At 72.6% G+C, this 26,532-nt stretch carries 24 protein-coding genes; 10 read left to right on the top strand and 14 right to left on the bottom strand.

Going from position 1 to position 26,532, the window contains the following annotated elements; all coding sequences use genetic code 11:
- The first annotated feature begins 114 nt into the window (after positions 1 to 114).
- From RKD23_RS28480 to RKD23_RS28490, 3 genes are all read left to right on the top strand, one after another.
- Entirely contained in the window at positions 115 to 1,311 is a 1,197-nt protein-coding gene (locus RKD23_RS28480) for a cytochrome P450 family protein (protein ID WP_424856284.1), read from the top strand.
- A 56-nt stretch (positions 1,312 to 1,367) separates the two neighbouring features.
- Complete coding sequence (locus RKD23_RS28485; protein WP_424856285.1) at positions 1,368 to 2,057, top strand: DUF899 domain-containing protein; 690 nt, start codon at positions 1,368 to 1,370, stop codon at positions 2,055 to 2,057.
- A gap of 159 nt (positions 2,058 to 2,216) precedes the next feature.
- Positions 2,217 to 2,390 carry a hypothetical protein gene (locus RKD23_RS28490; protein ID WP_404034140.1) on the top strand — a complete coding sequence of 58 codons (174 nt, stop codon included), beginning with the start codon at positions 2,217 to 2,219 and terminating at the stop codon, positions 2,388 to 2,390.
- A gap of 10 nt (positions 2,391 to 2,400) precedes the next feature.
- On the opposite strand, the gene RKD23_RS28495 is transcribed toward RKD23_RS28490, so the two are convergent.
- The 3 genes from RKD23_RS28495 to RKD23_RS28505 form a co-directional block, all read right to left on the bottom strand.
- Positions 2,401 to 4,263, bottom strand: coding sequence for an ABC transporter ATP-binding protein (locus tag RKD23_RS28495; RefSeq protein ID WP_424858352.1), 1,863 nt, complete (start codon positions 4,261 to 4,263; stop codon positions 2,401 to 2,403).
- Positions 4,264 to 4,606: 343 nt separating this feature from the next.
- Positions 4,607 to 5,050, bottom strand: coding sequence for a hypothetical protein (locus RKD23_RS28500; protein ID WP_424856286.1), 444 nt, complete (start codon positions 5,048 to 5,050; stop codon positions 4,607 to 4,609).
- Positions 5,047 to 5,775: an ATP-binding protein gene (locus RKD23_RS28505; RefSeq protein ID WP_424856287.1), complete on the bottom strand. Its 729-nt coding sequence runs from the start codon at positions 5,773 to 5,775 to the stop codon at positions 5,047 to 5,049. The genes RKD23_RS28500 and RKD23_RS28505 overlap by 4 nt, the downstream gene beginning before the upstream one ends.
- Positions 5,776 to 6,056: 281 nt before the next feature.
- Between RKD23_RS28505 and RKD23_RS28510 the strand changes: the two genes are divergently transcribed.
- Positions 6,057 to 6,917, top strand: a complete 861-nt coding sequence (locus tag RKD23_RS28510) for a helix-turn-helix domain-containing protein (protein ID WP_424856288.1) — start codon at positions 6,057 to 6,059, stop codon at positions 6,915 to 6,917.
- The gene (locus RKD23_RS28515; RefSeq protein WP_404034132.1) at positions 6,918 to 7,193 is read left to right on the top strand and encodes a DUF397 domain-containing protein; all 276 of its coding nucleotides are present in this window, start codon (positions 6,918 to 6,920) and stop codon (positions 7,191 to 7,193) included.
- A 122-nt stretch (positions 7,194 to 7,315) separates the two neighbouring features.
- Here RKD23_RS28515 and RKD23_RS28520 read toward each other — a convergent pair whose 3' ends face one another.
- The 7 genes from RKD23_RS28520 to RKD23_RS28550 all read right to left on the bottom strand — a co-directional run bounded on the left by RKD23_RS28520 (position 7,316) and on the right by RKD23_RS28550 (position 16,336).
- The gene (locus RKD23_RS28520) at positions 7,316 to 8,047 is read right to left on the bottom strand and encodes a protein-tyrosine phosphatase family protein (protein WP_424856289.1); all 732 of its coding nucleotides are present in this window, start codon (positions 8,045 to 8,047) and stop codon (positions 7,316 to 7,318) included.
- 150 nt (positions 8,048 to 8,197) lie between these two features.
- Entirely contained in the window at positions 8,198 to 9,124 is a 927-nt protein-coding gene (locus tag RKD23_RS28525; RefSeq protein ID WP_424856291.1) for a hypothetical protein, read from the bottom strand.
- Complete coding sequence (locus RKD23_RS28530) at positions 9,121 to 11,499, bottom strand: PEP/pyruvate-binding domain-containing protein (RefSeq protein WP_424856292.1); 2,379 nt, start codon at positions 11,497 to 11,499, stop codon at positions 9,121 to 9,123. The genes RKD23_RS28525 and RKD23_RS28530 overlap by 4 nt, the downstream gene beginning before the upstream one ends.
- Before the next feature lie 248 nt (positions 11,500 to 11,747).
- Positions 11,748 to 13,178 carry a PLP-dependent aminotransferase family protein gene (locus tag RKD23_RS28535; protein WP_424856293.1) on the bottom strand — a complete coding sequence of 477 codons (1,431 nt, stop codon included), beginning with the start codon at positions 13,176 to 13,178 and terminating at the stop codon, positions 11,748 to 11,750.
- A 172-nt stretch (positions 13,179 to 13,350) separates the two neighbouring features.
- Complete coding sequence (locus RKD23_RS28540; protein WP_424856294.1) at positions 13,351 to 14,841, bottom strand: glutamate synthase subunit beta; 1,491 nt, start codon at positions 14,839 to 14,841, stop codon at positions 13,351 to 13,353.
- A 206-nt stretch (positions 14,842 to 15,047) separates the two neighbouring features.
- Positions 15,048 to 15,527 carry a DUF1772 domain-containing protein gene (locus RKD23_RS28545; RefSeq protein ID WP_424856295.1) on the bottom strand — a complete coding sequence of 160 codons (480 nt, stop codon included), beginning with the start codon at positions 15,525 to 15,527 and terminating at the stop codon, positions 15,048 to 15,050.
- Between the two features lie 110 nt (positions 15,528 to 15,637).
- The gene (locus tag RKD23_RS28550) at positions 15,638 to 16,336 is read right to left on the bottom strand and encodes a DUF2293 domain-containing protein (protein ID WP_424856296.1); all 699 of its coding nucleotides are present in this window, start codon (positions 16,334 to 16,336) and stop codon (positions 15,638 to 15,640) included.
- Between the two features lie 152 nt (positions 16,337 to 16,488).
- Here RKD23_RS28550 and RKD23_RS28555 point away from each other — a divergent pair, with 152 nt between their 5' ends.
- Positions 16,489 to 17,121: a uridine kinase gene (locus tag RKD23_RS28555; protein ID WP_424856297.1), complete on the top strand. Its 633-nt coding sequence runs from the start codon at positions 16,489 to 16,491 to the stop codon at positions 17,119 to 17,121.
- Between the two features lie 187 nt (positions 17,122 to 17,308).
- Positions 17,309 to 17,728, top strand: a complete 420-nt coding sequence (locus RKD23_RS28560; protein ID WP_424856298.1) for a CBS domain-containing protein — start codon at positions 17,309 to 17,311, stop codon at positions 17,726 to 17,728.
- 117 nt (positions 17,729 to 17,845) lie between these two features.
- Here the strand turns inward: RKD23_RS28560 and RKD23_RS28565 are convergent, their stop codons facing one another.
- Positions 17,846 to 18,973 carry a magnesium and cobalt transport protein CorA gene (locus RKD23_RS28565; RefSeq protein ID WP_424856299.1) on the bottom strand — a complete coding sequence of 376 codons (1,128 nt, stop codon included), beginning with the start codon at positions 18,971 to 18,973 and terminating at the stop codon, positions 17,846 to 17,848.
- 239 nt (positions 18,974 to 19,212) lie between these two features.
- On the opposite strand from RKD23_RS28565, the gene RKD23_RS28570 reads away from it, so the two are divergent.
- Positions 19,213 to 20,151 (top strand): methyltransferase domain-containing protein, encoded by a 939-nt coding sequence (locus RKD23_RS28570; RefSeq protein ID WP_424856300.1) that lies wholly within the window; start codon positions 19,213 to 19,215, stop codon positions 20,149 to 20,151.
- A gap of 415 nt (positions 20,152 to 20,566) precedes the next feature.
- Here the strand turns inward: RKD23_RS28570 and RKD23_RS28575 are convergent, their stop codons facing one another.
- The 3 genes from RKD23_RS28575 to RKD23_RS28585 form a co-directional block, all read right to left on the bottom strand.
- Positions 20,567 to 21,499, bottom strand: a complete 933-nt coding sequence (locus tag RKD23_RS28575) for a carbohydrate kinase family protein (RefSeq protein WP_424856301.1) — start codon at positions 21,497 to 21,499, stop codon at positions 20,567 to 20,569.
- Positions 21,496 to 22,401, bottom strand: coding sequence for a pseudouridine-5'-phosphate glycosidase (locus RKD23_RS28580; protein WP_424858354.1), 906 nt, complete (start codon positions 22,399 to 22,401; stop codon positions 21,496 to 21,498). Before RKD23_RS28580 ends, RKD23_RS28575 begins: the two co-directional genes overlap by 4 nt.
- Before the next feature lie 134 nt (positions 22,402 to 22,535).
- On the bottom strand, positions 22,536 to 23,090 hold the full coding sequence (locus RKD23_RS28585) for a methylated-DNA--[protein]-cysteine S-methyltransferase (protein WP_424856302.1): 555 nt from the start codon (positions 23,088 to 23,090) through the stop codon (positions 22,536 to 22,538).
- 260 nt (positions 23,091 to 23,350) lie between these two features.
- On the opposite strand from RKD23_RS28585, the gene RKD23_RS28590 reads away from it, so the two are divergent.
- Positions 23,351 to 24,199 (top strand): MHYT domain-containing protein, encoded by an 849-nt coding sequence (locus RKD23_RS28590; RefSeq protein WP_424856303.1) that lies wholly within the window; start codon positions 23,351 to 23,353, stop codon positions 24,197 to 24,199.
- Between the two features lie 137 nt (positions 24,200 to 24,336).
- Positions 24,337 to 26,493 carry an excinuclease ABC subunit UvrB gene (gene uvrB / locus RKD23_RS28595; RefSeq protein WP_404034103.1) on the top strand — a complete coding sequence of 719 codons (2,157 nt, stop codon included), beginning with the start codon at positions 24,337 to 24,339 and terminating at the stop codon, positions 26,491 to 26,493.
- Positions 26,494 to 26,532: the final 39 nt, after the last annotated feature.

The raw sequence follows: 26,532 nt of genomic DNA on the forward strand, positions 1-26,532 counted from the left end.
CCCAGCAGTGCGACACACAGGCCAAGACATACGGCACTTGGGCCCAGCAGCGCGACACATAGGCCGAGGCATGCGGCACATGGGGCCGGCAGCGCGACACATAGGCTGACCTCCATGGATCCCGCCGACGGACTCATCGCCAGCCCCCACGACGTCAATCGCCGTCTGCGCGAGAGCGCGCCCGTGCACCGCATCACCGGCACCGACGGCAACCCCGCCTGGCTCGTCACCCGGTACGAGGACGCGCGCCGGGCGCTCGCCGACCCGCGCCTCTCCCTCGACAAACGGCATGCGACGCCCGGCAACTACCGGGGGTTCGCCCTGCCGCCCGCCCTGGACGCCAACCTCCTCAACATGGACCCGCCCGACCACACCCGCATCCGCCGGCTGGTCGCCCGCGCCTTCACCCCGCGCCGCGTCGAGCAGTTGCGCACACCGATCCGCCGGACCGCCGACCGGCTCCTGGACGCCCTCGGCCCGCACGGCACCACCGACCTCGTCGCCTCCTACGCCGCACCCCTGCCCATCACCGTCATCTGCGACCTGCTCGGCGTGCCCGAGGACCACCGACGGGACTTCCGGATCTGGACCGACAGCCTCGTCGCCCCGGACCCTGCCCGTCCGCAGGCCGCCAAGGAGGCCGTCGCCGGGCTGCTCGGCTTCTTCACCGACCTGCTCGCCGCCAAGCGCAAGGAACGCGCCGACGACCTGCTCTCCGACCTGATCGCGGTCCGCGAGGAGGGCGACCGGCTCGGCGAGGACGAGCTGATGTCCCTCGCCTTCCTCATCCTCTTCGCGGGCTACGAGAACACCGTGCAGCTCATCGGCAACGCGGTCCTCGGCCTCTTGAACCACCCGGACCAGCTCGCCGCCCTGCGCGCGGACCCGGCCCTGCTGCCCGCCGCCGTCGAGGAGTTCGCCCGCCACGAAGGTCCGGCCCTGCTCGCCATCCGGCGGTTCACCACCGAGGACGTCACCTTCGGGGAGGTCACCGTCCCGGCCGGGGAGACCGTGCTGGTCTCCCTCGCCGCCGCCAACCGCGACCCCGCCCGCTTCCCCGAGCCCGACCGGCTCCTCCTCGACCGCGACACCTCCGGCCATCTCGCCCTCGGCCACGGCATCCACTACTGCCTGGGCGCCCCGCTGGCCCGCGCCGAGACCGAGATCGCGCTGGCCGCACTGCTGGAGCGCTTCCCCGAACTCGCCCTGAGCGAGCCCGGGTCCGCGCCGCGCTGGCGTCCGTCGCTGCGCGCGCGGGGGCTGACCTCGCTCTGGGTGACGTACGGAAAAAATCTTGTGAACCAGCGATGAGTTCCGCCCCTCCCCCCGGTCACCACCCCGAACGGGACCGTTGCACAGGAGGGGCCATGTCGCTTCCGGAGATCGTCTCGCGGGCTCAGTGGCGCGCGCGGCGCGAGGAACTGCTGCTCAAGGAGAAGGTGGTGACGCGCGCGCGGGACGTGCTGAACGCCGAGCGGCGCAGACTGCCCATGGTCGAGGTGGACGAGGAGTACGTCTTCGAGGGCGGCGACGGAAAGGCCACCCTCCTCGACCTCTTCGAGGGGCGGGACCAACTCGTCGTCTACCACTTCATGTTCGCCCCGGACTGGGAGGCGGGCTGCCGCAGCTGCTCGGCGTTCCTGGACCAGATCGGGCATCTCGCCCATCTGCATGCCCGCAACACCTCCTTCGCGGCGGTGTCCCGGGCGCCGTACACGCGGATTCTGCCCTTCAAGGCGCGGATGGGCTGGACCGTGCCCTGGTACTCGTCGTACGAAAGCGACTTCAACCAGGACTTCGAGGTGACCCTGGAGCAGGAGGGGGAGCTGGTGGAGCGGCCCGGCATCAGCTGCTTCCTGCGGGATCTCGACCGGGTGTTCCACACCTACTCGGCCTTCGAGCGCGGACTGGACGGGCTCGGTTCGACCACCAGCCTGCTCGACCTGACCGCACTCGGCCGCCAGGAGGAATGGGAGGAACCGAAGGGGCGCGCGTCGGCCTTCGGGGCGCCCGCGGGGAGTGAGAGGATCCGCTATCACGACGAGTACGACGACTGACACGGAGCGTGCCCGGTCCGTATGCGGAAGTCCCTGAGACCCGGCTCACATGCGACGCTGAACGAGTGTCAACTATGTCTCAGTCCCGTCACTGAACGAGGCTTTTCCCCTTTCACAGGCGTTAACTCATATCAGTACGACGCTTTGTGGAGGTGCAGGATGGTGAACGGGCGAAAGGTGCTCGAAGGCTTTCCCGCAGGCGGGCCCCGTGGTTCCTGGCCTGCCGAGGAGTTCGCGCAGGCCCGCCGTATGGAGGGGCTGCCCGCCGAGGTCGTGATGGACCTCGCCACGGACACGTTTCTGGTGATCGTCCGCGGCGACGGCGGGGAATGAGGCCGGTCGGTCAGCCCGCCTTCGGTGCGGGCAGCCGCACGCTGAACTGCTCGGCCTGCAGGCCGTACAGCTCCGCGTAGATCCCGCCGGAGGCCAGCAGCTCGTCCGGGGTCCCGGACTCCACGAGACGGCCCTCCGCCAGGACATGCACCAGATCCGCGTGACGGACGGACGCCAGGCGGTGCGTGATCAGGACGACCGTCTGGCCGGTCCCGGCCAGTGCCCGGATCTTCTCGAACACCTCGAGCTCGGCCCGCGCGTCGAGCGCGGCGGTCGGCTCGTCGACGATCAGGATGCTGCCCTGCCGGTAGGCGGCCCGCGCGATGCCCAGGCGCTGCCACTGGCCGCCCGACAGCTCGTGTCCGCCGCTGAAGTTGCGGGCCAGCAGGGTGTCCAGCCCGCGTGGCAGGTCCGCGACGACGTCCTCGGCGCCCGCCTCCGCGACCGCGGCCGCCAGGCGTTCCTCGGTCAGGGGCGCGGCCGGGCGCCCGATGCCGACGTTGACCTTCGCGGTGAACGGCCAGCGCTTGAAGTCCTGCGCGACCATCGCGATCCGCTCCGCGAGCTGCCTGCGGTCGGCGGTCGCCGCGTCCACACCGTCCCAGAGGATCTTGCCCGAGTCCGGCATGTACAGCCCGGCGAGCAGCTTGACCAGGGTCGTCTTGCCCGAGCCGTTCTCGCCGACGAGCGCGATGATCCGGCCGAGGGGGAGGGTGAGGCTGACGTCGTCGAGGGCGGGGCGGGCCGCGTCGCCCGGGTAGTTGAAGGTGACGTTCTCGAATCTGATCTCGCGAGGGTGCTCGGGCAGAGCCGCCCCGCCGGCCGGGATCGCCCGCTCGGCCGCCTCCCGGTACAGCCGCTGGAGGTCGCCCACGAACAGGGCCTCCTCGTGCAGCTGGTTCACCTCCAGGACCAGGCTGTCCAGGCTGCCCGAGCCGGTGCGGATCGCGATCACGGCCGTACCCGCCACCGACAGCGCCATCGTCCCGGCCAGCAGCAGCCCGCCCAGCGTGGCGTACGTCGCGACGGTCGCCAGGCCCGTCCACGCCGCCGCGATCAGCCCCGTACGGGCCGCGAGGCGCGCGAGGCGGGCCTGCTCGGCCTCCGCGGTCTCCGACATCGCGCGGAAGTGCCGCAGCAGGAACGGGCCCACGCCGTGCAGCCGGATCTCCGGGGCGGCGGCCGGTTCCGTCAGCAGGCCCTGCAGCAGATAGCCCGCCCGCGCGTGCTGCACCCAGGCGTGGAAGGACTCGTAGCGGCGGCGGGCGTTGGTCAGCGCGCCCCAGGCGCTCGGCAGGGTCATCGTCACCAGCAGCGGCAGCAGCGCCGGGTGCAGCACGGTCAGCACACCCGCCGCCGCGATCAGCGAGATCATCGCGTTCACCAGCCGGGTCGCGTGGGCGATCATGCGGCGGGAGGAGGAGGCGCCGTACTGGGCGGTGTCCAGCAGCTTGTGGAAGGCGTGGTCCTCGATCGCGGCCAGCTCCACGGCCGCCGCCCGCTCCAGATACCGCTCGGTGGCCAGCCGCTCCACCTTCGGCTCCAGCCGTCCGGTGGCGTACGTCGACGCGGCCCGCAGCAGCGCGCCCAGCAGCAGGACGGCGGCCACGGTGACCAGGGCGGGAGCCGCGCCGCGCAGCCGGTCCTCGATCGGGCCGCCCGCCATCAGCCGGGCCAGCACGGCGTTCACCGCGAGCAGGTTCACCGCCTGGGCGAGACCCCGGCCCGCCTCGGCGGCCAGCACGATCCGCGCGGCCCGGCGGTCGGCCTGCCAGGCCAGGGCCAGACTGGAGCCGAGCAGAGCGGGCAGCCGGGTGATCATGGCCCGGAAGCTCAGCTCCAGGAACGCGTCCGCGTGCTGGTTCCACCCCATGTCGTAGCGCAGCGGTCCACCGAACAGCAGCCGCTCCGACTCGGACACGTCCTCCTGCCCCACCTGGCGTTTCCGCCGCGCCTTCCCCACCGGTGCCTCCCCGTGACCGTGGCCGGAGGGCCACTATCGCGGGGCCGCCGCCGTGGTGGCAGGGCGCGCAGGGTTTTCCGCGGGTATGCGCGGGCGTGCGCGGGCTGCGTTCTTGTACGGCGGTGGGGGCGGGGGCTGTTTTTGGCGTACGGCGGTGAGGGCGGGGGCCGGTTTCTCGTACGGCGATGAGGGCCCGGGCCTTTTCGCGTACGGCGGTGAGCGCGGAGGCCGAGGTCGGCTGCAGCTCTGTGCGCTATGCGCTGACCGGCCGGGCCCAGGTCGGCGTCGTCCCCGTCAGGCGGCACAGCGCGAGGTAGAGGGGGATCGGCGGGCTGTAGGGGAGGGTGCCCTCGGGGCGGTGGATCAGGCGCGGCCGGCCGGTCGTGAGGGCCTCGGGGACGAGGGCGCCGCGGGCGTAGTGCGCGGGGGCGGGCCAGTCGAGGGCGTAGTCGGAGTCGGAGGGCAGGAGCCACCACCAGTGCGCGTCGTCGGCGTAGACGCAGCCCACGCGGGGCAGGCGGGGCATCAGCTGAGGGCCGAGCCGGGCGGGTGTCGCGACCGCGTCGCAGCCCAGCGGGGCGGTCATGCCCGCGGGGACGGACAGCTGCCGGGGCGTGTGCCCGGACCGTGTGTCGCGGCCCAGTCGGACCAGTGTGTCGAGGCTGAGGACCCGGCCGGCGCCCGAGGCCGCGCTCACGCGGTCCTCCGCCCGGTGTCGTAGCGCTCGGCGGCCTCTTCCTCCTCGCCGGAGCCGCCCGGAGCCGGACCGGGCTTCGGGGGCGCACCCCAGCCGAGGTCGCACCGGGGTTCCTCGAGGTCGAGGGCGATGTCGACGTTGACGTCGGTGTCGAGGTCGGTGTTGATGCCCACCCAGGCCACGTCGTCGCACGGCTCGGCCTCGCCCCGGCCCGCTGCGTCGCCGAAGGCATCCGCGTCGCCCTGGCGCGGCAAGTCCGCCCAGACCAGCAGGCCCGTGCCGTGTTCCTGGGCGCCCCAGGCGCGGCAGAGGGCCTCCACGAGAAGCAGTCCCCTCCCCTGCTCCTCCTCCGTGCGCTGGGCGCAGGGGTGCGGCTCGGTGGGGGCGCAGCCCTCGTCGCGCACGGCTATGCGCAGCAGCTCGTCGCCGTCGCGCAGCTCGCAGACGACGACGGAGCTAGCCGTGTGCACGATCGCGTTGGTGACGAGCTCGGATATGACCAGAGCCGCGGTGTCACAGGTGTCCTCGCACACCGACCACCCGGCCAGCCGTGCCCGCGCCAGTCGTCTGGCCTGTGCGGGGGAGCCCGGGTGTGCGGCCAGCTCGAAACGGAACCGGCGCTCGGGCCCGTCCCCGAGGGGACCGGCTCCTGAGGCGGCGCCGAGGCCGAGAGGGCCCGTGGCGGCGTCTGTTCCTAAGGGCGCGGACGGAATCACGCTTGCCACTATCTCCCCGCCGTGAACACTTGGCAAGTGTCACTCTGAAAATTGCAGAGTGCTGTGTGACGGCGTGGAAGGCCGTGGCACACTGCTCGCAACAGCACGTCGAGCGGCGCCACTTGGGATCGCCGAGACCTCGGCCGGACATGTCCGGCCCGGCCTGATCTGTACGGAAAGTGTCCAGATCGGGCCGTTTTGGTGGGCATCGAGGATGACGCCCGAGGTTTCGAACGGGTCTTCGGATGGCGCCGCAGGGCTGTCGGGATTCTTCGGGGTGGAGGTGGAGGGTGAGCGAGCCGCGGTCCGCGCCGACGGTGGGACAGGTCGTCCTCGGTCGGCGCCTGCTGGACCTGCGGGAACAGGCGGGGCTCAAGCGCGAGGAGGCGGCCCGCGTCCTGCGTGTCGCGCCGGCCACCGTCCGCCGGATGGAGATGGCCGAGGTCTCGCTCAAGATCCCGTACCTCCAGCTGCTCCTGAAGGCCTACGGCGTCCCCGACGACGAGGCCGAGGCCTTCGTGCAACTGGCCGAGGAGGCCAACAAGCCCGGCTGGTGGCAGCGGTTCCACGACGTCCTGCCGGGCTGGTTCTCCATGCACGTCAGCCTGGAGGGGGCCGCGAGCCTCATCCGCAGCTACGAACCCCACTTCGTCCCCGGCCTGTTGCAGACCGAGGACTACGCGCGCGGGGTGATGCTCTCCGGCGCCGTCGGGCAGACCCGGCCCGACGACATCGAGCGGCATGTGGCCCTGCGCATGCAACGCCAGGGACTGCTCACCCGGGAAGGGGCGCCGCGTTTCTGGGCCGTGATGGACGAGACCGTGCTGCGCCGCCCGGTCGGTGGGTCGGAGGTGATGCGGGCCCAGATCGACAGACTGCTCGAGGTGGCGAAGCTGCCCAACGTCACGCTGCAGGTCGTCCCGTTCGCCACGGGGCCGCATCCCGGCACGTACGGGCCCTTCGTGCTGTTCCGATTCGCCGTGCCCGAACTGCCGGACATGGTCTACAGCGAGTACCTGACCGGGGCCGTCTATCTCGACGCGCGCACCGAGGTGGCCACTCATCTCGAGGTCATGGACCGCATGGCGGCGCAGGCCGCCACGGCACATCGCACGAAGGAGATCCTCCGGGATCTCCGCAAGGAGCTGTGAATGGATCGCATCGACCCCCAGTCCTGCCCGCGGATCCGCGGGCAGCGGATCTACAACGGCATGCCCGCCAGGGAGTTGGGCAGCGAGGGCTGGCACAAGCCCTGGAGCGGCGGCAACGGGGGCAACTGCCTGGAGGCGATGAAGCTCGCGGACGGCCGGATCGCCGTCCGGCAGTCCACCGACCCCGACGGGCCGGCGCTGATCTACACCTCCGACGAGATGACGGCCTTCATCGAGGGCGCCAAGGCGGGGGTGGCGGACTTCCTGCTGTCCTGAACGACCCTGCGCCGCACGTTTTTAAAGTCTGTGCCGAGATTTCAAGTGTGTGCTGGGACGCCGGTGCGCGGCCGCCTCGTGGGGCGGCCGCGCACCGGCGCGTTCAAGGGCCCTGTACGGCTCTACAGGTACGACCAGATCCGGCGCGGCGCGTCCACCAGGCGGCTCAGCGCCTCCACACCGACCGGCGGCTGCTCCGCCTTCTCCTTGCTCAGGTGCAGCCCGTACCAGATCTGCTCGATCGACGGCGGGCCGACCGCGAGATTGCGCCGTACGGCCGTCGAGGCCGACTCCTCGCCGCTCTGCACCAGATAGGCCGCGGCCATCGTGCCCGTACGGCCCACGCCCGCGCCGCAGTGCACGAACACCGGCCCGGCCGAGGACGTCACCGTGTCCATGAACTGCTTGACCTGGTTCGGAGTCGGCGTCTGTCCGTCCCGGATGGGCATGTGCACGACCTCCAGACCGGCCTTCTCCGGCTCGGCGAGCTGCGCCGCGCTCAGGTCCTCGGCGCGCAGGTCCACCACCGTGGTGATGCCCATGTCGGCGAGGTTGCGGTAACCCGCGGGGGAGGGGGCGGCCCCGCGCCACAGGTGACCCTCGGAGTCGACGGGCTGGAAGTTGTGCACGCCCTGGACCACGCGCGTCCCGGCGGGCGCGGGTGTCTCCGACTGGATCCACTGGTGGGCGACCAGGATGCCGAGCGAGCCGACGGCCCACAGGACCAGGTATCCGATCACGATGGCGACCAGAGCCCGTACGGCACGCCGCTTGACGCTGCGCTTCGGTCGGGCGGGAGCAGGGGCAGGGGCAGTGGTGGTGGGCGGCGGGGGGAGGATTTCGGCGACAGTCATGGCGGCCCAAAGGGCTAGGGGACGGGAGATTCCTGGAATCGTATCCCGGCCCGACATGTCCGATAAGCCGGATATGACCTATCTCTCATTCCCGATGACGAGTACCGCACCCCACGCGTGGTACACCTCCGGGCCCTGCCGTGGCCCCATTCAGTTGTCGTACGGCTCCGTGTCGCCCATCCCCACCACCGTCAGATGGGCCCGCTCCAGCGCGGTGTCCTCCAGGCAGCCGCGCAGTCGCAGCCGGTCGTGCTCGGTCAGCGCGGGCCGTACGACACCGGCGAACAGGCCCTCGCCCAGATCGCCCAGCGTCGCCCGGTTCAGGGCCACGGACGTGGAGTCCCGGCACCCCTCCCACAGCTGCCGCGCGGCCAGCGCCCGCCGCTCCGGCGTCATACCCGCGTCCCGTACGTCGATACGGACCAGTACCGACGTGGCCGCGGAGGCGTCCTCGCGCTCGTGCCGGGTCTGGGTCAGATCGGCGAGGCCCACGATCAGCGCGCCCAGCAGCGCGGTCCCCAGCACACCCGCGACCACCAGCCGCGCCGTGCGGGCCCGCGTCGCCCGTCCGGCCGGCGGCGGTACGTCGTCCATGTCGAGCCCGGCCGAGGGGTCCGGCGCGGCGAGCACGGCCAGCCGTCCGGCCAGCTTCCGCTCGGCGGGGCGGGCCGTCGACGCCGCGACCCGCTGCACCAGCCAGGCCATCCCCGACAGCAGCACGCCGGTGACCATGAGGACCGGCACGAACACGTACGTCCGCTCTGCCGGCTCCTTCAGCCACCGGAACCGGGCCGCGCGAGGGGCGTCCTCGGACCGCTGCCCCTGACGCAGCCGGGCCAGCACGTCCCGCTGCCGCTCGGTGAACTCGCGCTGGCGCAGGTCGTAGTCGCGCATCCGGTCCTCGACCCGGGCCAGCCGGCCCACCAGCACCAGCCCGAGCAGCAGCACCTCCACCACCAGCAGCACCACACCGCACAGCACCGCGCGCTGCCACTGCCAGCGGTAGAGGTAGACGACGAAGTACATCGCCGCGCCGCCCGCCGCCGCGGCCCCGAAGAAGTACGCCAGGCGCCTCATCGGGGGCCTCCCCGGTGTGCGGCGCCGGACGCGGACCGGGTGGGCGGCCTGCTCTCGGTGTCCGGTGCTCCGCCGCTGGTGCCCCGTGCTCCGCCGCTGGCGCCCCGTGCTCCGCCGTCGGTGCCGGGTGATCTGCCCTCGGTGCCCCGTGCTCCGTCGTCGGTCGCCGGGTCGGGGCGGACCTCGCCGGTCCTGCCGTCGAGCGTCAGCCGGGTGCCGGGCGGGAAGCGGCGTACCGCGTCCTCGGCGCCGACGACCGCGGGCAGCCCGTACTCGCGGGACAGGACGGCCAGGTGGGACAGCGGGCTGCCGGTCTGGGCGACCAGCCCGGTCAGCCGGGGCAGCAGCGGGGCGAGCGCCGGGTCCAGGGTGCGCACGACCAGCACCGCGTCGTCGGGGGGTGCTCCGGTGCCGTCCCAGGCCGTGCCGACGGCTCGCCCTCCGGACACGCCACGGCCGGAGCCTTCGCCGCCGGTACGGCCGCTGCGGTGCCGCTCGGCCCGGCGGCCCCGCGCCCGCTCGGCGACGAGCGTGCCGTCCTCGGCGATCCGGAACGCGTCCGGCAGCGGGGCGGACAGCGGCCCCGGCACCCGTTCCCGTACGTCACCGGGGAGCGGGCCGCCCTCCAGCGCGGCGATCAGCTCGGCCCACCGCAGCAGCCCGACCCGCGCGGGGTCGTCCAGCACACCACGCACCCTCAGCCGGTGCGCCGCCTCCCGCACGAGCCGCACCTGGAGTTCCTGCACCCACCGGATCCGCAGACGCAGGGCCTCGCGGGGCGGCAGGGCGGGGAGGGGAGCGGCGGCCGAAGGAGCGGCGTCGTCGGCGGTTCCCCGCCGGGGCCGTACGAGGTCGACGGCACCGCCGCGCGTGTCTGTTCTGCCGATGCCCTGGGCCCCGGCCGTCCCCGTCCCCGGCTCCGGCGGCAGGTGCGGCCGGTCGCGCAGGCTCGGGGAGGTGAGGGCGAGGACGAGCGGCTCGGTGCGGAGCACGCGGTCGTCGGGTATGCGCCGGGCGCGGGCGTCCGCGAGGACGGCGAGGGCCGAACCGGCGGCGGTGGTCCGGGGCGTGTCGCGCAGCAGGGCACCCGCGAGGCTCTCCTGCGCGTGCAGGGAGACCAGGGCGGCGCGCGACCAGCGCAGCGTGGAGACGAGCGCGGACCCGGGCAGCTCGTCGGGGCGGGGAATCTCGGCGAGCTGCCGGTCCATGTCGGCGACGAGGTCCACGGCGAGGCCGGGCAGCGCTCCCGTGAGCCGCCCCACCCGCCAGGCCGCGGTCAGCCGGCGCGCACCCGGCGCCGGGTTGAGCAGCGCCAGCCAGGGATGCCGCGGCGGCAGCGCCCCGAGCAGCCGCAGATCGGCGGCCGCCCGCCCGCCGACGGACGTCACCACCGGCACCGTACGCAGCAGCCGGCGCGGCGCGGTGCCGCCGATGTCGAGTGCGGCGGCGAGCCCGCGGGCCATCGGCGCCACCCACAGGTCCTCCTCCAGCGGCATCAACTGCTCGGGCAGCGTCTCCGCGACGGGTCCCGGACCCAGCAGCCGTGCCCCGCGGGCGGGCCGCGCGGCCATCGCCGTGATCGGACGGCTCTGAAACAGCCACAGCCGTCCGTCCTCGTCGAACCCGAACTCGATGTCCTGCGGCCCGCCGAACACCTGCCGCGCTCGTCGCGCGAGCCGTGCCAGCCGGCTCAGTTCGGCACGGCCGAGCACCGCTCCGCCCTCGCCGGGCGGGTCCACGCGCAGCAGGCGTCCGCGCGGGCTCAGCCAGTGGTCGGTACCCGCGCGCACGCCGCTGACCAGCGTGTCCGGCCCACCGGACACCACGCTCACCAGCAGCCGGTCGGTACGCCCCGCGACGGGATCGGCCCCGAACATCACCCCGCCCACCCGGGCCGTCAGCATCGGCTGCACCAGCACGGCCATGGGCGCCGTCGTCCCGTCGGGCAGCTGCGCCGAGGCGCGCACGGCCCGCACCGCCGTACGGAAGTCGTCCGGGCCGCGCACGTCCAGCACCGAGTCGAAGCGGCCCGCCTGGGAGGACTCCCCGGTGTCCTCCTGCGAGGACGAGGACCGCACGACCAGCGGCCGTGTGCCGTCCTCGGACAGCTCGCGCCAGGCCTCACGCAGGGCGGGGGAGTCGTCGGGTACGCCGGACGGGATCACGAAACCGGGCAGTACGGGCAGGCCGGCGCGGGCCGCGCGGGCGAGGTTCGCGGCCTTGGAACCGGTGAGACCGGGATCAGCCGCGGCAGGCCGTTCCAGCGGGACGGCCTCGGGGCCGTGCGCCCCCGGCGACATGCCGAGCGCACCCTGGCCCCCGGAACCTTCCCCCTCGTACGCACCTTCTCCGTGCCGTTCGACGAGAGTCGTCATCGAGCACCCTCCAGGACCGGCCGCCTACAGGGGGGACGCGCGGGGTTGGCCCTACGCCTGACGGCGGTACCAAGGACGGGGCTGCCGCCGCCGAGGCCGTTTCACGGGAGACGGCGACGAAACACCTCCTGGGACAAAATCGTCCCACTTTCTTCCTTGGAACACCTCTGCCAGGTGTCACATTCCGGCCAAATCGGGTTCATCGTGGGTTCATCGGGGAGGCGTGGTTCGGGGGCCGGCCGGGAAGCTCACGCGGAGTGGTCCGCGGGCAGTACCCCGCACAACGCCTCCAGCGCTGCCTCGTACGCGTGCTCGGGCGGCGTCGCATACCCCACCACCAGGCCGTCCATGGCCCCCATGGTCTCCGTGTCCGTCTCCGGATGCCGGAACGCCGACAGGCCGTCCAGGGCGATCCCCTGCCACACCGCCCCCTTCACGGTGGTCGGCTCGGTCCCCGGCGGCAGCCGCAGGACCGCGTGCAGCCCGGCCGCCACGCCCGTCACCTCGATGTGCGGCGCCTGCGCGGCCAGCGCCGCCACCAGCCGGTCCCGGCGACCGCGGTAGCGCTGCCGCATACGCCGTACATGACGGTCGTACGACCCACTGGAGAGGAAATCGGCGAGCGCGAGCTGATCCAGCACACTCGCCCACGCCTCCCGCTCGCCCTTGACCGCCAGTACCTCCTCCACCAGTGGCCCCGGCAGCACCATCCACCCCAGCCGCAACGCCGGTGACAGGCTCTTGCTGACCGACCCGATATAGACGACACGCTCCGGGTCGAGACCCTGCACGGCGCCGACCGGCTTGCGGTCGTAGCGGAACTCGCCGTCGTAGTCGTCCTCCAGGACCACCCCGCCCCGCGCGCGTGCCCAGTCGACGACCGCCGCGCGGCGCGCCGCGTGCAGCGGGCCGCCCGTCGGGAACTGGTGCGCCGGAGTGAGCAGCACCGCCCGCTCGCGCCCCAGCCGATCGACCCGCGCCCCGTGCTCGTCCAGCGGCAGCGGAACCGTCCGGACCCCCGCCGCCGCCAGCAGCTCCCGGTGGAACCCCAGGCCGTACGCCTCCACCGCCAGCGGACCCCGCAGCACCCCGCCCCCGAACAGCAGCCGCAGCGCATGCGCGAACCCCGAGCAGACCACGATCCGGCCCGGCTCCGTCCGCACCCCACGCGCGCGTGCCAGATACTCGGCCAGGGCCTCCCGCAGCTCGATGCGCCCGGCCGGATCGCCCGGCCCGAACACCTCGTTCGGCGCCTGCTGCAGCGCCCGCCGATACGAGGCCTGCCAGGCCGCGCGCGGGAACTCCGACGCGTCCGGCGTGCCCTGCCGCAGATCGTGCCGCGGCCCACGCGCGCGTACGGGCGCCCTGCCCGGCTTTCGCATGGCATGCCGCACCGGCTCGGCCCGGTCCGCCACCCGGGTGCCCGAACCCTGCCGGGCCGTCAGCCAGCCCTCCGCGACCAGCTCGGCGTAGGCGTCCGCCACCGTGTTGCGGGCGACCCCCAGATCCGCCGCCAGCGACCGGTACGGCGGCAACCGCGTCCCCGGCGCCAACCGTCCGCTCCGCACCGCCTCCCGCAACGCCCGGATCAACGCGGCCCGCCGCCCACCCGGCCCCGCCACCTCCAGATGCAGATCGGCCCCGATCCGCTCCGCCGCATCGACCCACGACTCCGTCATGGAGCGGGACCCTACAGTCGGTGGGGTTTACACGGAGGTGGGTGCTGGGCGTACGGCGGCGGTGCGGGTGGTGCGGTGCGGATTTGGAGGTCGCGGTGCGCTTGGGTGCTGGGCGTGGCAGGGCTGAACGGGGTGCTTGGGGGGGGAGGGGGGGAGGCCTCGGCGGGGTGGACTACACCGACATCGGCCGGTCGTGGGGTGAGACGGGGGCGGGCAGCCGTGAGGTGCCTGTGAGGTGGCGGTCGACCGCTGCCGCCACCGCTCGGCCCTCCGCGATCGCCCAGACCACCAGGGACTGACCGCGCGCAGCGTCCCCCGCGGCGAACACGCCGGGCACATTGGTGGCGAAGCCCGCGTCCCGGGCGATCGTGCCGTGCGGCTCCAGCGCGAGGCCGAGCTGGTCCACCAGTCCGTCCCGCCGGTCGGGGCCGGAGAAGCCCAGGGCGAGCAGCACCAGGTCGGCGGGCAGCGCACGCCCCGTGCCCGGCAGCGGCCGGCGCCGCTCGTCGACCTCGGTGAGGTGCAGCGCCCGCACCCGTCCGGCCGCGTCCCCGGTGAACCGCAGCGTCGACGCCGCGAACAGCCGCGCGTCGGCGTCGGCGGCGGGCGCCGTCCGCAGATCACGCGCCTCCTCGTGCGCGGCCGACAGCCGGTAGACCCGCGTCGGATACGTCGGCCACGGCTCGGCGTCCTCGTCACGCGCCTCGCCCGGCCGGCCGTAGATGTCCAGCTGGGTCACGGACGCGGCGCCCTCCCGGATCGCGGTGCCGAGACAGTCCGCCCCGGTGTCACCGCCGCCCACGATCACCACATGCCGCCCCGCCGCCGACAACGGCGACTGCTCCAGGTCCCCCTCGCACACCCGGTTGGCCAGCGGCAGATACTCCATCGCCTGATGGATCCCCGCCAACTCCCGCCCCGGCACCGACAGTTCACGCCACGCCGTCGCGCCGGTGGCGACCACCACCGCGTCGTAGCGTGCCCGCAGTTCGTCCGCCCCGATGTCCCGCCCGACCGCCGTCGAGGTGCGGAACCGCGTGCCCTCGGCCCGCATCTGCTCAAGCCGCCGCTCCAGATGGCGTTTCTCCATCTTGAACTCGGGGATGCCGTACCGCAGCAGCCCGCCGATCCGGTCGTCCTTCTCGAACACCGCGACCGTGTGCCCGGCCCGGGTCAGCTGCTGCGCCGCCGCGAGTCCCGTCGGCCCCGACCCGATCACCGCGACCGTCCTCCCCGACAGCCGGTCCGGCGGCCTGGGCGGCGCGAACCCCTCCTCCCACGCCCTGTCGGCGATCGCGCACTCCACGTTCTTGATCGTCACCGCCGGCTGGTTGATCGCCAGCACACACCCCGCCTCGCACGGCGCCGGACACAACCGCCCTGTGAACTCGGGGAAGTTGTTCGTCGCGTGCAGCCGGTCCGCCGCCGCCCGCCAGTCGTCCCGCGCGGTCAGGTCGTTCCACTCAGGGATGAGATTCCCCAGCGGACAGGCCTCGTGACAGAACGGGATCCCGCAGTCCATGCACCGATCCGCCTGCTCGGAGATGATCGGCAGCAACGCTCCCGGCGCATACACCTCGTCCCAGTCGCGGACCCGCTCCTCGACCGGCCGCCTCGGCCACTCCCGGCGAGGCGTGGTCATGAACCCCTTGGGATCTGCCATGGCCGTCTTCCTTGCCTGCGCGTACGACCAGCCGTACCCCGTTCGACGGCACCCTTCCGGCAACGATACGTCCCATTCACCCGGACCGCAGGGGGGCGAACGGCGCGGTGGACAGCGCCTGCGGACCCCGGCTCCAGCCTGGCCCCAGCCCCGTGCCAACGAGGTCGGGGAGGCGTTTCCGGTGGCCGCTCCCGGGGCGCTGCGGGTCAGGTGAGCGCCAGGACGTAGAGCACCGCGGCCGCCGCCGACGCGACCATCCGTATGTGGTTCCACCGCGTCCACTCCCGCACATAGACCGGCCAGTACGCGTCCGCCTCCGGACTCCCCGGCTCCAGCCGGAGCAGCGCGTCATTGCGCGGCACGTTGGCGACGACCGTCACCCCGAACGAACCGAACCCGTACAACGCACTGCCCAGCAGCAGCTCCGCCTTCCCCTCCCCGGGCCACACCACGAACGTGACCACAGCCACCGCCACGGCCACCACCGCCGTGCCCAGGAACACCGCCATGAACGCCGGTCTCGGCGCCGCCCTGTTGATGGCGTTCATCGCCGCCACTCCCTGCGCCGACGGCAGCGCCGCCAGCGCCCGCATGACGAAGGTCGAGAACGCGCAGAACACCCCCGCCGCGAGCCCCGTCCCGAGCACCCCCGCCACGGTCAGCCACAAGTACGGTCCTTCGATCACGCCCACCCACCCGCTTCCTTTTCCCCTGCTCCTGCCCTCAGTCAACGCCACCGCCTCCGGCCGGACCATGGCCGATCGGCGCGCAGCCATAAGCGAGCGTCCAGCCCGCCTCACCCGGCCGCGTCCGCACCCTCCTCCCGCCAGCCGCGCAGCACCGTCTCCACGGCCGGCCTGATCCGGCGCCGCGCCTCATGCCGCGGCACGCCGCTCATCAGCAGCAGGTCGTACGGCGTGTCCACATGCCGTACCGACGCCACCACCGCCGAGATCACCGCCCCCTCGGACAACGCCCGCCCCGCGGCGCTGCGCCCCACCCGTCCGCTGCCGCGCACCGAAGCGTGCCCGGCGATCCCTCGGGCCCGCCCGGCGGGGCAGCCCGGGAACAGCCGCCGTATCTCCGCGGCGAACGCCTCCGCGAACCGCGCGTCCTCCACCGCCCGTCGCCGCGCGTCCCGCGCCCGACGCCGCCGCCGTGCCTCGGCGTCCGCCAGGCATCTGACCTCGGCCCGCGCGAGCGCCTCCTCCTCGACGAGGACGCCCTGGCGCTCGTAGCGGCTCTTGCGGCGGTTGAACCGCACCACCACCGCCGACAGCCCGCTCTCCTCCCGCGACCTGCGCGTCAACGCCGTGTCGCCACGCGGCAGGAACACCAGATGCCCGAGGTCGGCGCAGTCCAGGCAGCGGGGCGCGCCCTCCTCAAGGACGAGCAGGGACAGCGGCCCGCGCAGGCACGCGGAGCAGCGCTTCCTCTTGAGAGGCTGGATGACGACAAGTCCGGCGCGGGGCTGGTGGGTTGCGGGTACGGCCATACCCGGTTCATGCCCCCTGGTCCCCTCCGGCCCACTCACCCCCTTCCCTGTGCCGACCGGCCCGGTATCACCCCACACGCCCTCCCGCCGGCTACGAGCCGTATCCGCACCCGTCCCCGAAGGCGAGGGCGGGTGCACGGCATCATGGCCGTGTGCGACTCGAAGCGATCACCTGGGAGCGGCTCGGCGACGCTCTGGCCGACCGTCTGCTCGACCTTGAGCCGGCCGACGGCAGCCCCTGGCCGCGCGTCGCCTTCGACGGCGCACCCGCGGCCCACCCCGGAGAGCTGGCCGAACGCGTGTCGGAGGCGCTTCGGCTGCGCGGCCGCTCCTCGCTCGTCGTGCCCGCGGAGGGCTTTCTGCGCCCCGCTTCGGTCCGCCTGGAGTACGGCCACCGGGACCTGGAGGCGTACTACGGCGGCTGGCTCGACACCGGGGCGCTGTGGCGCGAGGTGTTCGGGCCCCTCGAACCCGGCGGTGACGGACGGGTCCTGCCCGACCTGTGGGACCCGGTCACCGACCGCGCCACCCGCAGCCCCTACGTCCAACTCCCACAAGGGGCCGTGCTGTTGCTGCATGGACCGCTCCTCCTGAAGAACTGGTTCCCCTTCGATCTGACCGTGCACGTCCTCCTCTCCCCGGGCGCCCTGCAGCGCCGCACCCCCGAAGCCGACCGCTGGACGCTCCCCGCCTTCGAGCGCTACACCCACGAGACCGACCCGGCCGGTGCCGCGGACGTCGTCGTGCGCGCCGACGATCCCCGCCATCCCGCGTGGAGCGGCTGACCACCCGCTCCCGACTTCACCTGCTCCCGGCCTCGGCCGCCCCGGCCGGACCTGTGGCCGGCGAACGCCGGACGCGTGCCGCGAGGCTCCGGGTGCGGGGGTTCCGTGCCGCGGCGAGAATGAAGGGCGCCGGGACTAGCGGTGCGTCCTGCGCCGCGCCGGCCGTCCGGCATCGGGAGGTACTTTCATGACCACCGCCGGAGACATCATGCACCCCGGTGCACAGTGGATCCCCGCCCACGAGACCCTCGACCGCGCCGCGCAACTGATGCGTGAGCTCAACGTCGGAGCCCTGCCCATCAGCGACGAGAACGAGCGGCTCTGCGGCATCCTCACCGACCGCGACATCGTCGTCGGCTGTGTGGCCATGGGACACGACCCCTCCAAGGTCACCTGCGGTGAGATGGCCCAGGGCACACCCCGCTGGATCGACGCGAACGCCGACATCCGTGAGGTGCTGCGGGAGATGGAGGACCATCAGATCCGCCGGCTGCCCGTCATCGAGAACAAGCGCCTCGTCGGCATGATCAGCGAGGCCGACCTGGTCCGGAACCTGTCGGAGGACCAGATCGCGGAGTGGACGGGACGGGTCTACGCGCGGACCTGACCCGTCACCGCGCCCGCGCCACACCCTGTCCCTTCGATCTCCCTTCGCCTTCTTTCCGTCCCCGTCCGGTCCGTCGTGCCGGGCAGGGCGTCGGGTGTTCCGGGCCAGGACTCGGGATCAGAGCCAGCCGTTGCGCCGGAAGCCGCGGTAGAGCGCCACGCAGGCCAGGCCTATGACGCCGATGACCATGCCGTAGCCGTAGCGCCAGTGCAGTTCCGGCATGTGCTCGAAGTTCATGCCGTAGATCCCGCACACCATCGTCGGAACGGCGACGATCGCCGCCCATGCCGTGATCTTCCGCATGTCCTCGTTCTGCGCCACCGTCACCTGGGCGAGATGCGCCTGAAGGATCGAGTTGAGCAGCTCGTCGAACGACGCGATCTGCTCCGTCGCCCGTATGAGGTGGTCGGAGACGTCGCGGAAGTAGGCCTGTATCTCCGGGTCGACCACGCGCACCGGCCGGTCGGCGAGGTCGAGCAGCGGGCGGCCCAGCGGGACCACGGCCCGCTTCAGCTCCAGGAGTTCACGCTTGAGCTGGTAGATGCGGCCCGGGTCGGCCCGTGCGCCGTTCTCCGCGAAGACGTCCGTCTCCACCTGGTCGATGTCCAGTTGCACGGACTCGATGACGTTGAGGTAGTCGTCGACCACATGGTCCGCGACCGCGTGCAGGACCGCGGAAGGCCCCTTGACGAGCTGGCCGGGGTCGGACTCCAGCTCCTCGCGCAGCGGGCCGAGCGAGCCGTGCCGGCCGTGCCGGACCGTGACGACGAAGTCATGGCCGACGAAGACCATGATCTCGCCGGTGTCGACGACCTCGCTCGTCGCCGTCAACTCCTCGTGCTCGATGTAGCAGACGGTCTTGAACACGGCGAACAGCGTGTCGCCGTACCGCTCGACCTTCGGGCGCTGATGGGCCTCGATCGCGTCCTCGACGGCCAGCGGATGCAGGTCGAACAGCTCGGCCACGCCCGCGAACTCGCGGTTCGTCGGCTCATGGAGCCCCAGCCAGACGAAGCCGGAGCCGCTCTTGCGCACCCTTTTCACCGCGTCTGCCAGATCCCCGTCGACCGGAAGCCGGGCACCGTCCTCGTACGCGATGCAGTTGACGACCGAGGAGCCCAGCGGGGACCGGGCGGGGTGACTCAGGTCGACCCGGCGCCGCCGTCGGGCCAGCCGCGCCACTCTGCGCAGGCCGTCGACCGTGCCGAGGCTCGTGACCTTCCGCAGATTCCCTGCCATGGACATCGGGACTCCTTGCGTGGTTCTCCTTGCGCCGCCTTCCCGCGCCTTGTCGCGCCAGTTTGCCAGGAAGGGAAGAGCAGCGGACCAGCCTGTGGATAGCGCGGATTCCGCTTTGTTCCCGCCTGTGGACGACGGGACGGGACGTGTCGAATTGCCCTTCTGTCCCAAGCGTTGGCGGACTCCTGGAGCCTCCCCGAGCGTCGCCACATCATGACAACCGGGACAACTGGGATGATCGGGTCATGACGCGAACCGACGGACACCTGCTCGACGACCTCGATCACGAAGACCACGACCGCCCCCCGTCCGACGAGCACCTCGACCAACGCGACCAACCCACCGAGCTCCTCGGCCATCTCTCCCCACGTGAATCCAGCGAGCAGCGCCGACCCGATCCCCGCCGGGAGGAACTCGCCCGCCGGCAGGCCGACGCGGCGCAGTGGCGCGAGGCGTTCGCCGCGCTCTACGACCCTGTGACGTTCCGCCACTTCGAGGCGTTCGGCGTCGGACCCGGCTGGCGCTGCTGGGAGGCCGGCGCGGGAGGGACCACCGTCGTCTCCTGGCTGGCCAAGAGGGTCGGCCCCACCGGCAAGGTCATCGCCACCGCCACGGACACGTCCTGGGCCGACTCGCCCGCCCGTCCGCCGGTCGAGCTGCGCGTCCACGATATCGCCGTGCAGGACCCGCCGGGGGAGGGGTTCGACCTCGTCCACGCCCGACTCGTCCTCGGCCGCGTGCCCGACCGGGAGCGAGCGCTGCGCGCCCTCGTCAAGGCCCTGAGGCCCGGCGGACGCCTCCTCGTCGAGGACACCGACGCCGCCCTGCAACCGCTGATCTGCCCCGACGAGTACGGCCCCGAGCAGCAGTTGGCGAACCGGCTGCGGCACGCGGTGCGCACCGTTCTCGCCGACCATGGCGTCGACCTCGCCCACGGGCGCACCCTGCCGCGCCTGCTGCGCGCGGCCGGACTCCGTCAGGTCGAGGCGGACGCCGGTTTCCCCGTCACTTCCCGGGCCTGCGCCGGGCTGGAATCGGCGACGGTCCGTCAACTCCGCAGCCGGCTCGTCGCCGCGGGCCTCGTCACGGACCATGACATCGACCGTCACCTGTCCCACATCTCCTCCGGCGAGATGGACCTGGCCGCACCCGCGCTGATCTCGGCGTGGGGCCGCAAGGCGTAAGGGGTGAACGGCGTCGGCGGGCGCGGGTGAGTCGTGTCTTCTCGCACGGTTCCCCGCGCCCCTGAGGGCCGTGCACCGCAGGCGCCTGAAGGGGTACGGGGAACCGTGCGCCCCGGACAGCGGCCGCACGACAGCACGCGGGTCAGCCGCCTCTGCCCCTCTCCGACTCATGTCGGCCGGTTCCCTCTGCCCTCTCCCCGACTCGCGCCGGCCGGTTCCCTCTGCGCCGCTCCGGCTCACGCCGGCCGATTCCCTCTGCCCCTCTCCGACTCACGCTGGCCGGTTTCCTCTGCGCCGCTCCGGCTCACGTCGGCCGATTCCCTCTGCCCCTCTCCGACTCACGCTGGCCGGTTCCCTCTGCGCCGCTCCGGCTCGCGCCGGCCAGGCCGCATCGCCTCTCTCCCCCCCCCAGGCCTCATGGCCTCTCTCCGCGCGCTGGTCGCCTCGGTGGCCGGCCGCCCACCCGCTCCACCGCCCGGGCCCCGGCCCGCGTGCCCTCCGTCGCCGCGTCCTCGGGCCCGGCGCCCTTGAGCAGCGCGGCGAGGAAGGCGCCGGTGAAGGCGTCGCCGGCGCCGGTGGTGTCGCGAGGCGTCGCCGGTGCGGCCGGGACCCGGGCGCACACGGTGCCCGACCGGGCGACCAGGGCACCGGTCGCGCCCTGTTTGGCGACCACCAGCGGGACGCGACAGCTGAGCTCGGCCGCAGCGTCCCCGGCGTCCGCCAGACCTGTCAGCAGACTCGCCTCGTCCCGGCTCGGCAGCAGGACGTCGACTCCCTCGACAAGGGCGAGGAAACGCTCCACGCCCAGCCCCTTCAGAAAGCCCGCCGACGCCGGGTCCAGGCTGACCGGCACCCCCTGCGCGCGTGCCGACCGGACGGCCAGGGCAACCAGGGCGCGGCTCGGCTCCGAGAACAGCAGGTAGCCCGACAGATGCAGCCACGCGACGCCGTCCAGCAGCGCGTCCGACCAGTCCTCGGGCCCCAGCCGCAGGGACGCGCCGCTGTCGGTGAGGAAGGTGCGCTCCGCGGACGCCTCGCTGTCCACCAGGCACACCACCGTCCCGGTCGGCGCCTCCGGATCGACGACCAGCAGAGGCCGTACGCCGTCCGCGATCAGCTCCCGCTCGTGCCAGGCGGCCGCGTCCGCGCCGACCCGCCCGAGCATGCGCACCTCGGCACATCCCCAGTGCGCGGCCCAGCAGGCCACGTTCGCCCCCGCCCCGCCCGGCACCAGGCGAATCGCGGCGGCCGTGTCCGTGCCCGACGCGAGGGGTCCGCGATGACGGGCGACGACGTCCGTGATCACATCCCCCGCCACCAGCAGCGCGCCGTCCCGCGGCCGGATCACTTCCCGGCCCAGGCCGCCGCGATCCGTGCGGCCAGCCGCACATTGCCGCGCACCGCCGCGAGATTGGCGCTCAGCGACGCACCGTCGGTGTGCCGCACGAGGTAGTCGAGCAGGAACGGCGTGACCGCCTGGCCGCTGACCCCCTCCGCCTCGCACGCCTGCAACGCCTCGGCGAGCACACGCGCGTGCAGCTGCGGATCCAGCTGCTCCGCCTCGGGAACCGGGTTGGCGACGATCAGCGCCGACTCCGCCGCACCGAGCGCGTCCTGCGCCCGCATCACCCCGGCCACCTGCTCGGGACCGTCCAGCGTCCACTCCACCGGATGCCCCGAGTCGGACAGATAGAAGCCGGGGAAGCGGTCCGTGCCGTATCCGGCCACAGCCACCCCCAGCGTCTCCAGCCGCTGCAGCGTCGCCGGCACGTCCAGGATCGACTTCACCCCCGCGCACACCACCGTGATCCGGGTACGCGCCAGAAGGCCCAGGTCGGCCGACTCGTCCTGGGTCACCGTCCACTCCCGGTGCACCCCGCCGAGCCCACCCGTCGCGAAGACCCGTATGCCCGCCAGCGCCGCCAGTGCCGCGGTCGCCGACACCGTCGTGGCGCCGCTCGCCCCCGACGCCACGGCCAGCGGCAGGTCCCTGTGTCCCAGCTTGCGGATCCCGTCCTCGTTGGCGACCCGCTCCAGCTGCTGCTTGTCCAGCCCGACCAGCGGCTGGCCGTCCAGCACCGCGATCGTGGCCGGTACGGCACCCTCCCGCCGTACGGCCGCCTCCAGCTCCAGTGCCACCTCCAGGTTGCGCGGACGTGGCAGCCCGTGCGCGATGATCGTGGACTCCAGAGCCACCACCGGACGGCGACCTGCGACCGCCTCCCGCACCTCTTCCGACACCACCAGCACCACGCCCGCCTCCTGTCTGTCGGTTCTCCCTCATCTCTGGCGGCCCGCACCCTTGATCAAACCCCGTCGCTCAACACCGCTTCCCGACGGCAACGGCCTGGAGGTACGCACCACGACCGGAGGATCGCGAGACCTCAGAACAGCGGCTGGGGCAGCACGCCCTCCAGGGCGAGCAGCTTCCGCTTGGTCTCCAGGCCGCCGCCGAACCCGCCGAGGCCGCCGTCGCTCTCCACGACTCGATGGCAGGGCACCACCACAGGCAGCGGGTTGGAGCCCATCGCGGCCCCCACCGCCTGCGCGGCGCCCGGCTGGCCGACCCGCTCGGCCAGGTCGCCGTAGCCGACGACCGTGCCGTACGGGACACCCGAGGCCAGCTCGCGCAGCACCTGCCGGTTGAAGCCCGAGATCAGCGACCAGTCCAACGGCAGCTCGAAGCCGTGCCGCTCGCCCGAGAAGTACGCCTGGAGCTGGCGTATCGCCTCGGTCAGCAGCGGGGAGCCGGGATCCTCCACCGGTTCGGCCCCGAGCCGGGACGCCAGCCGCTCCAGCGCCTTCTCGCGCACCGCGTCCCCGGCGTGGAACACGACGTTGACCAGGCCCTCGCGGGTCGCCGCCAGCAGCAGCGGGCCGATGTCGGTGCCGACGACGGCCCACACGACCTGCTGCTCGTACTGCCCATGGCTGTTCATACGCCCCACGGTACGACCCACCACTGACAACGCCCCTTCGCGCTCGGGCGGATACGGGATGGACACACGTGGAACGGAGTCGGTGTCGAGTGCTCACCCGGGCCGCACAAGTGGGGCGGGGCCGTGATTCTTTGCCGGAAAATCGTTCGACCATTCCGGTGGGGGTCATACTCTCTGCACTCGACCTGACCGCCCGCGCGGTTCTGGGAGTGCGCATTTCGGGAATTTGCGGGACGCAAAGGGCGGAAGGGCAGCCGCGCATGCAAGGCACGATCGACGGATTCAGCTATGGCCTGGTCACCCCGGTGGTGGCCTATCTGATGGCCTGCCTCGGCGGTGCCCTCGGCCTGCGCTGCACCACAAGATCCATGCTGGTCGCCCAGTCCTGGCGCCCCGGCTGGCTCGCCCTCGGCTCCGCGGCCATCGGCTCCGGCATATGGACCATGCACTTCATCGCCATGATGGGCTTCACGGTCGCGGAGGCCCCGATCCACTACGACCGGACCACGACCTACGCCAGCCTCGGCGTAGCCGTCGTCATGGTCGGCATCGGGATCTTCATCGTCGGCTACAAGGGCGCGCGCGGGGCGGCCCTGTTCACCGGCGGCACGATCACCGGGCTGGGCGTCGCCTCGATGCACTACCTGGGCATGGCCGGCATGCGCCTGGACGGACGACTGCAGTACAACACCTTCACCGTCGCCGCCTCCGTCGTCATAGCCATGGCCGCCGCCACCGCCGCGCTGTGGGCCGCCGGACAGGTCCGGGGCTTCGCCTGGAGCGTCGGCGCGAGCCTCGTGATGGGCCTCGCCGTCAGCGGCATGCACTACACGGGCATGGCCGCGCTCAGCGTCCACCTGCACGGCACCGCCGCCTCGGGCACCGGCGAGTCGCCCGCGGCCCTGCTCGCCCCGATGCTGATCGGCCCGCTGGCCTTCCTGTGCCTGGCCGGCGTCGTCGTGCTGTTCGACCCGCTCGTGGTCATGGGCCGCACCCACTGGCCCCGCGTCGAGCAGAAGCCCGGCGTCCCTGCCCGCACCCCCGCCGAGCCCGCCGCCCGCCGCTCCACGCGCCGACCCATGTCGACCCGCGGGCCGCAGAGCCGCTAGAGCGGCCTTCGCACAGCACCGCCGGCCGCCCCGTGACCCGGGCGCCCGCCCCACCGAACCGCCTGTCACGGCCCGTCCCCACCTCGCGGAACCCGTGATCCTGCCCCGTTGTCAGTGGTGGGTCGTACGGTGGATCCATGCGGCCCGTTTCCCACATCGAACGCACGGTGGCGCCCTTCGAGGTCGTCAGCCCCTACCAGCCCAGCGGCGACCAGCCGACGGCCATCGCCGACCTGGCCAAGCGCATCCAGGCCGGTGAGAAGGACGTCGTCCTGTTGGGCGCGACCGGCACCGGCAAGTCCGCCACCACCGCGTGGATGATCGAGAAGCTCCAGCGCCCCACGCTTGTGATGGCGCCGAACAAGACGCTGGCCGCGCAGCTGGCGAACGAGTTCCGCGAGCTGCTCCCGAACAACGCGGTCGAATACTTCGTCTCGTACTACGACTACTACCAGCCCGAGGCCTACGTCCCGCAGTCGGACACCTACATCGAGAAGGACTCCTCCATCAACGAGGAGGTCGAGCGCCTCAGGCACTCCGCGACCAACTCGCTGCTCACCCGCCGTGACGTCGTCGTGGTCGCCTCGGTCTCCTGCATCTACGGCCTGGGCACCCCCCAGGAGTACGTGGACCGCATGGTCCCGCTCCGCGTCGGCGACGAGATCGACCGCGACCAGCTGCTGCGCCGCTTCGTGGACATCCAGTACACGCGCAACGACATGGCCTTCAGCCGCGGCACCTTCCGGGTGCGCGGCGACACCATCGAGATCTTCCCGGTCTACGAGGAGCTCGCCGTCCGCATCGAGATGTTCGGCGACGAGATCGAGGCGCTGTCCACGCTGCATCCGCTCACCGGCGAGATCATCAGCGAGGACCAGCAGCTGTACGTCTTCCCGGCCTCCCACTACGTCGCCGGCCCCGAGCGCATGGAGCGGGCCGTCAACGACATCGAGAAGGAGCTCGGCGAGCGGCTGGCCGAACTCGAGAAGCAGGGCAAGCTCCTGGAGGCCCAGCGCCTGCGGATGCGCACCACCTACGACATCGAGATGCTCCGCCAGATCGGCACCTGCTCCGGCGTGGAGAACTACTCGATGCACTTCGACGGCCGCCTGCCCGGTTCCCCGCCGAACACCCTGCTGGACTACTTCCCGGACGACTTCCTCCTGGTCATCGACGAGTCCCATGTGACCGTGCCGCAGATCGGAGCCATGTACGAGGGCGACGCCTCCCGCAAGCGCACCCTCGTCGAGCACGGCTTCCGGCTGCCCTCCGCCCTGGACAACCGCCCGCTGAAGTGGGAGGAGTTCCAGGAGCGCATCGGTCAGACCGTCTACCTGTCCGCGACGCCCGGCCAGTACGAGCTCTCCCGCGGGGACGGCGTCGTCGAGCAGATCATCCGCCCCACCGGTCTGATCGACCCCGAGGTCGTCGTCAAGCCCACCGAGGGACAGATCGACGACCTGGTGCACGAGATCCGCACCCGCGTGGAGAAGGACGAGCGCGTCCTGGTCACCACCCTCACCAAGAAGATGGCCGAGGACCTCACCGACTACTTCCTGGAACTCGGCATCCAGGTCCGCTACCTGCACAGCGACGTCGACACGCTGCGCCGCGTGGAACTGCTGCGCGAGCTGCGCAGCGGCGAGTTCGACGTCCTGGTCGGCATCAACCTGCTGCGTGAGGGACTCGACCTGCCCGAGGTGTCCCTGGTGGCCATCCTGGACGCCGACAAGGAGGGCTTCCTGCGCTCCGGCACCTCCCTGATCCAGACCATCGGCCGCGCGGCGCGCAATGTCTCCGGCCAGGTCCATATGTACGCCGACAAGATCACCCCGGCGATGGAGAAGGCCATCGACGAGACCAACCGCCGCCGGGAGAAGCAGGTCGCCTACAACAAGGCCAACGGCATCGACCCACAGCCGTTGCGCAAGAAGATCAACGACATCGTCGCGCAGATCGCCCGCGAGGACGTCGACACCGAGCAGCTCCTCGGCAGCGGCTACCGGGCCAAGAAGGACGGCCGGGGCACCAAGGCGCCGGTGCCCTCGCTCGCCGAGCACTCGGCCAAGGGCGCGAAGGCCGCCAAGCCGGCCAAGGGCGCCAAGAGCAAGGCCAAGGAGACGGTGCCGACGGACCGGCCTGCCGCCGAACTCGCCGAGCAGATCGAGGAGATGACCGCGCGGATGCGGGCCGCCGCAGCGGACCTCCAGTTCGAGATCGCGGCCCGGCTGCGCGACGAGGTGTCCGAGATGAAGAAGGAACTGCGCCAGATGCGCGAGGCGGGCATCGCCTGACGGGGCCGGTGGGGCGCCGGCCGGACCTGTGACCGGCGC

Source organism: Streptomyces sp. SAI-170, from assembly GCF_049739565.1.
Lineage (GTDB): Bacteria > Actinomycetota > Actinomycetes > Streptomycetales > Streptomycetaceae > Streptomyces.